This window comes from Actinosynnema sp. NPDC059797 (assembly GCF_042732085.1).
Classification (GTDB): domain Bacteria; phylum Actinomycetota; class Actinomycetes; order Mycobacteriales; family Pseudonocardiaceae; genus Actinosynnema.
Window position 1 is genome coordinate 1 of record NZ_JBHWIE010000459.1, and the last position, 4960, is coordinate 4960.

The window sequence follows — 4960 nt, forward strand, 5'->3', positions numbered from 1 at the left end:
AGCCCGGGGCGCAGGTGGCCGTGCAGGGCCAGGGCGATGGTCGTCTTGCCGCTGCCGGACGCACCGACCAGGCCCAGCACCTCGCCCGGCCGCACGGCCAGGTGCACGCCGTCCACGACGACGCGGCCGGTGGCCGCCGCGGCGACGCGCAGGTCCACCACCTCCGCGGCGGCCACCGGTCGGGGGTCGTCGGAGACGGGGCGCGCCACCCGCGCGCGGCGGGGTGGCCGGCGCGGCGAGCGGTCGACGGCCAGGCGGTCGGCCAGGGCGCTGGACAGGCCCAGCAGCACGACCAGCGCGGCCACCGGGGCCAGCACCGCGAGCGGCTGCAACGCCAGGCCACCCCGGTTCTCGAAGATCATCAACGCCCAGTCGGCGGTCGGCGGCTGCACCCCGAGGCCGAGGAAGCTCGCCGTGGCCACCGCGTACACCGCGGCGACGAACCGCACGCCGAGGTCGGCGGCCAGCACGGGACCGAGGTTGGGCAGCACCTCGCGCGCGAGCACGGACCGACCGGGCTCGCCGCGCGCCACCGCCACCTCGACGTAGTCGCGGGCCAGCGCGCTGGCGGTCGCGGTGCGCACCACGCGGACGATGTCGGGCAGCAGGACGACGGTGATCGCCACCGCCGCGCCGCCCGTGCCGCGGCCGACGCCCGTGACGATCACGGTGAGCAGCACGATCGCGGGCAGGCCCATCAGCACGTCCGCGGTGCGCATGACGGTGTGGTCCACCCAGCCGCCCCGGTGCGCGGCGAGCATCCCGGCCGCCGTGGCGAGGGCGTAGGTGACCACCAGCACGGCCAGCGCCACGAGCACCAGCGCCCGGCCACCGTGCAGCAGCCTGCTCAGCACGTCCGCGCCCAGGTAGTCGGTGCCCAGCGGGTGCCCGGGCGCCGAGGGGGCGAACGGGAACGACACCGACTCGTCGGGCGCGTGCGGAGCCAGCAGCGGACCGAGCACGGCCACCAGCAGCACCAGGCCCAGGGGCACGACGAGGCCCCACGGCACCCGCGTGCCGCGCCGCGTCTGCGACGTCACCGGGTCACCCCCCGTTTCGGGTCGAGCAGGACGGCGAGCACGTCGCCGAGGAGGTTGAGCAGGACGGTCACGGCCGCCGCGACCAGCGCCACCGCCTGCACCACCGGGACGTCGCGCCCGGCCGAGGCGGTCACCAGGGCCGAGGCGAGCCCCGGGTAGCCGAACATCGTCTCGGCGATCAACGCGCCGCCGAGCAGGAACCCCGCGTAGCGGCAGAAGACCGGCAGGGCCGGCGGCAGCGCCGAGGGCAGCACGTAGCGCAGGACGACCCGGTGCTCGGGCACGCCGTTGAGCCGGGCGTTCTCCGCCGCGTCCCCCGCGGACACCTCCCGCACGCCCGCGCGCACCAGCCGCACGTTGTGGGCCAGGCACACCGCGAGCAGCGTGACCACCGGCAGCACCAGGATCTCCGGGGAGTCCAGCGGCTGCTGCCCCGGCGGCACGAACGACACCGCGGGCAGCACGCCCAGCTGCACGGCGAACACCACCACCAGCACGGTGCCGATGACGAACTCGGGCACGGACACCAGCCCCAGCGTCGCGCCCGACACGATCCGGTCGGCGGCGCGGCCGGCGCGCAGGGCGGACCACACGCCGAGGCCGATCGCCAGCGGCACCAGCAGCACCACGGCGAGCCCGCCGAGCAGGGCGGTGTTGCCCACCCGCTCGGCGATCACGTCGGAGACCGGGCGGTGGCTGACGTAGGACACGCCGAAGTCGCCGCCCACCGCGCCCCACAGCCAGTCCAGGTAGCGCACCACCGCCGGGCGGTCGAGGCCCAGCTCGCTGCGCATCGCGACCACCGAGGCCGGGTCGGAGTCGGGGCCGAGCGCGGCGGTGGCGGCGTCGCCGGGGGCCAGCTCGGTCGCGGTGAACACGATCGCCGACACCGCCAGCAGCACCCCGAGCCCGGCCACCAGCCGGAGGGCGACGAGCCGGGGCAACCCCCCGGCCCGCCGCACCGCCACCTCCGCGGTCATGCCAGGAACGCGTCGCGGAAGCTGGGGAAACCGGGGTAGCCCAACGACTTCACGCCGTTGACCTTCGGGGTGCCCGCCGAGCAGATCGGCGCGCGGGCCCACACCAGGTCGCCGCCCTCTTCGCTGAGCAGTTCCTGGAGGTCGCCCATGGAGGTGCGCCGCTGCTCCTCGGTGACGGCGGTGCGCACCGAGGCGGCGAGCTGGTCGACCTTCTCCCCCGCCAGGCCGGTGAACGGCAGCAGCGCGTCGGAGCCGTAGAAGAACAGCACGTCCAGCGGCAGGGGCCGGGGCTTGCGGTTGGCCGACTGGAACTGCGCGCCGATGAACACCTTGTAGTCGGCGAGGAAGTCGGCGGCGGGCACCTTGTCCAGCTCGATGGTGATGCCGGCGGCCTTGGCGTGCTCGGCGAACGCGACGGCGCCCTCGGTGAGGCCGTACTCGTAGTCGCTGGTGCGGATCTTGAGCTTCAGGTCCGACATGCCGGCGTCCTTGAGCAGCTTCTTGGCGCGCTCCGGGTCGTACTCGCGCTGCGGCAGGTCCTCCGCGTAGTACGGCAGGTGCTTGCCGAACAGGTCGTTGCCCAGTTCGCCGAAGCCGAGGGTGACGTTGTCGACCATCTTCTGCCGGTCGACCGCGTACCGCAGGGCCTGGGTGATCCGCGGGTCGGTGAAGGGCTCCTTGGTGCGCTTCATGGACGCGCCGAAGTTCGCCCACTCCCACTTGGGCGGCACGAACAGCTTCACGTCGGCGTTGTCGCGCTCGACGCGCGCCGAGGTCAGCGGGATGCTGGCGGCGTAGTCGAGCTGCCCGGCCTTGAGGGCGTTGAGCCGCGCCTCCGGGTCCGCGATGGACAGCAGCTCCAGCTCGTCGAGGTACGGGCCGCCCTCGGGGCGCCAGTAGTTCGGGTTGCGCTTGAGCAGGCCGCCCTTGCCCGGCTCCAGCCGGTCCACGGTGAACGGGCCGGAGCCGATGGCCTTGTTGAAGTCGGTCGTGTCCTTGGAGAACACGAACACGCCCTGGGTCAGGGCGAGGTCGAGGAAGCCGTGCGGGCGCAGCATCGGCAGCACGAGGGTGCGGTCGTCCTGGCGCTTGGCATTGGCCAGGTCGATGTCCATCAGCAGCGGCGCGGTGTTGGACTTCTGGTCCACGTAGGTGCGCAGCGTGTGCAGCACGTCCTCGGACGTCATGGTGCGCCCGTCGTGGAACGTGATGCCCTCGCGCAGCCTGATGGTCCACTGGGTGCCGTCGGCGTTGGGGGCGATCTCCTCGGCGAGCACGAGGGTGGGCTTGCCGTCGGCGTCGATGTCGCACAGCACGTCGTAGACCACGCGCGTGCGGACGTAGTCGATCGGCGTGTTGGTGGACTTCAGGATGTTGGCGGTCTCGTTGCTGCCGCCGATGAAGGCGGCTCGCAACCGACCGCCGCGCTTGGGTTCGACCGAGGGCGCGGCGCTCTGCGCCAGCGGTCCCGCGCCGGACCCACCGCACGCCGCGAGGGCGCCCGGCAGCGTCGCGGCGAGCGACACACCGGCGAACCCGCGCAACAAGGCTCGCCGGTTAAAACCACGACCGTCCGACATGGACATCGCACCTCCTGATCCAGAGCAGGGTCGCGCTCGGCGACCGTCGGCGGCACGCTAGTGGCCGGCGCGCGCGGGCGACTGCTCAGAAGTAGGCATCCGGGACGACCTGTGATGCGCAGTTCGGCACAGACGGGCGCGGGCGGCGGGTGCGATCGTGCGGGCATGACCGAGCGATTGAAGGACGTGCCGGAGGACTTCACCCGCGTGCTGTGCGTGGTGGCCCACCCGGACGACATCGAGTTCTCCGGTGCCGGGGCGGTGGCGGCGTGGACCGCGGCGGGCAAGGAGGTGGTCTACGTCCTGGTGACCCGGGGCGAGGCGGGCATCGACGGCCTGGACCCGGCCGAGTCGGCGGAGGTGCGGGAGCGGGAGCAGCGCGCCAGCGCCGAGCTGGTGGGCGTGAAGGAGGTGGAGTTCCTGGACGGGCACCGCGACGGCGTGGTCGAGGAGGGGGTGGCGCTGCGCCGCGACCTGGCCGCCGCGATCCGCCGCCACCGGCCGGACCTGGTGGTGGGCTACAACCACCGGGACGAGACGTTCACGAACCGGTGGAACAGCGCCGACCACCGCGCCGTGGGCCGCGCCCTGCTCGACGCGGTGGCCGACGCCGGCAACCGCTGGATCTTCCCCGGGGCGGGCGAGCGCTGGGCGGGCGTGCGCCACGTGGCGATGCTGGCCTCGCCCCGGCCGACGCACGCGGTGGACGTGAGCGGGTCGGTCGACCTGGCCGTCGCGTCCCTGGAGGCGCACCGCGCCTACCTGGGCGCGCTGGGCGCCACCGACGTGCGGACCCCGTTGACGGGGCTGTTCGAGGCCAACGGCCGGCGCTACGACGGGCGCCCGGCGATCACGCTGGAGTTCGTCGTCGGCGGCTGACCGGCGTGGCCGGTCCCGGGTGTTCAATTCTGGGCATCACCGCACACCGGCCGGGTGCCACCCTCTGCCCATGCCTGCGATCCCATACCTCAAGTACGAGAACGCCGCCGCCGCGCTGGACTGGCTCAGCACCACGTTCGGCTTCACCGAGGACAAGCGCTACGCGCACGAGGACGGCACCGTCTTCCACGCCGAGATGAGCACGCCGCTCGGCGACCCCGTCTACCTGGCGGGTCCGGGCGGCGAGTACCGCAACCCGCGCAACAGCGGCGCGGTCAACGCCATGGTCTCGGTCGACGTGGAGGACGCCGACGCGCTGCACGAGCGGGTGACCGGTGCGGGCGGCGAGGTCGCGTTCCCGCCCACCAACACCCCGCAGGGCATGCGGGTGTTCAAGGTGGTGGACGTGGAGGGCCACGAGTGGTTCTTCAACCAGCGGCTCGACGGGGCCGCCTGAGACGGGTCCGGAACGACGTGGGGC

Annotated in this window: 5 protein-coding genes; 2 read left to right on the forward strand and 3 right to left on the reverse strand. The window is 73.6% G+C overall.

The annotated features are described in order from the left end of the window. The 3 genes from ACFV4N_RS39675 to ACFV4N_RS39685 all read right to left on the reverse strand — a co-directional run. The coding region (locus tag ACFV4N_RS39675; RefSeq protein ID WP_499677839.1) for an ABC transporter permease at window positions 1–1040 on the reverse strand (1040 nt) is incomplete at its 3' end. Beyond that, a complete protein-coding gene (locus ACFV4N_RS39680) occupies window positions 1037–2020 on the reverse strand; it encodes an ABC transporter permease (RefSeq protein WP_499677840.1) in 984 nt (327 codons plus the stop codon). The genes ACFV4N_RS39675 and ACFV4N_RS39680, both read right to left, overlap by 4 nt. Then, on the reverse strand, window positions 2017–3606 hold the full coding sequence (locus tag ACFV4N_RS39685) for an ABC transporter substrate-binding protein (RefSeq protein WP_499677841.1): 1590 nt from the start codon (window positions 3604–3606) through the stop codon (window positions 2017–2019). The genes ACFV4N_RS39680 and ACFV4N_RS39685 overlap by 4 nt, the downstream gene beginning before the upstream one ends. A 159-nt stretch (window positions 3607–3765) precedes the next feature. Between ACFV4N_RS39685 and ACFV4N_RS39690 the strand changes: the two genes are divergently transcribed. Together ACFV4N_RS39690 and ACFV4N_RS39695 are read left to right on the forward strand one after the other, a co-directional pair. Further along, a complete protein-coding gene (locus ACFV4N_RS39690; RefSeq protein ID WP_499677842.1) occupies window positions 3766–4479 on the forward strand; it encodes a PIG-L deacetylase family protein in 714 nt (237 codons plus the stop codon). Window positions 4480–4549: 70 nt separating this feature from the next. After that, window positions 4550–4936 carry a VOC family protein gene (locus tag ACFV4N_RS39695; RefSeq protein WP_499677843.1) on the forward strand — a complete coding sequence of 129 codons (387 nt, stop codon included), beginning with the start codon at window positions 4550–4552 and terminating at the stop codon, window positions 4934–4936. Window positions 4937–4960 lie beyond the last annotated feature (24 nt).

Coding starts and splice junctions, on each gene's coding strand:
- ACFV4N_RS39680 (WP_499677840.1), bottom strand. CDS start 2,020: ATGACCGCGGAGGTGGCGGTGCGGCGGGCCGGGGGGTTGCCCCGGCTC.
- ACFV4N_RS39685 (WP_499677841.1), bottom strand. CDS start 3,606: ATGTCCATGTCGGACGGTCGTGGTTTTAACCGGCGAGCCTTGTTGCGC.
- ACFV4N_RS39690 (WP_499677842.1), top strand. CDS start 3,766: ATGACCGAGCGATTGAAGGACGTGCCGGAGGACTTCACCCGCGTGCTG.
- ACFV4N_RS39695 (WP_499677843.1), top strand. CDS start 4,550: ATGCCTGCGATCCCATACCTCAAGTACGAGAACGCCGCCGCCGCGCTG.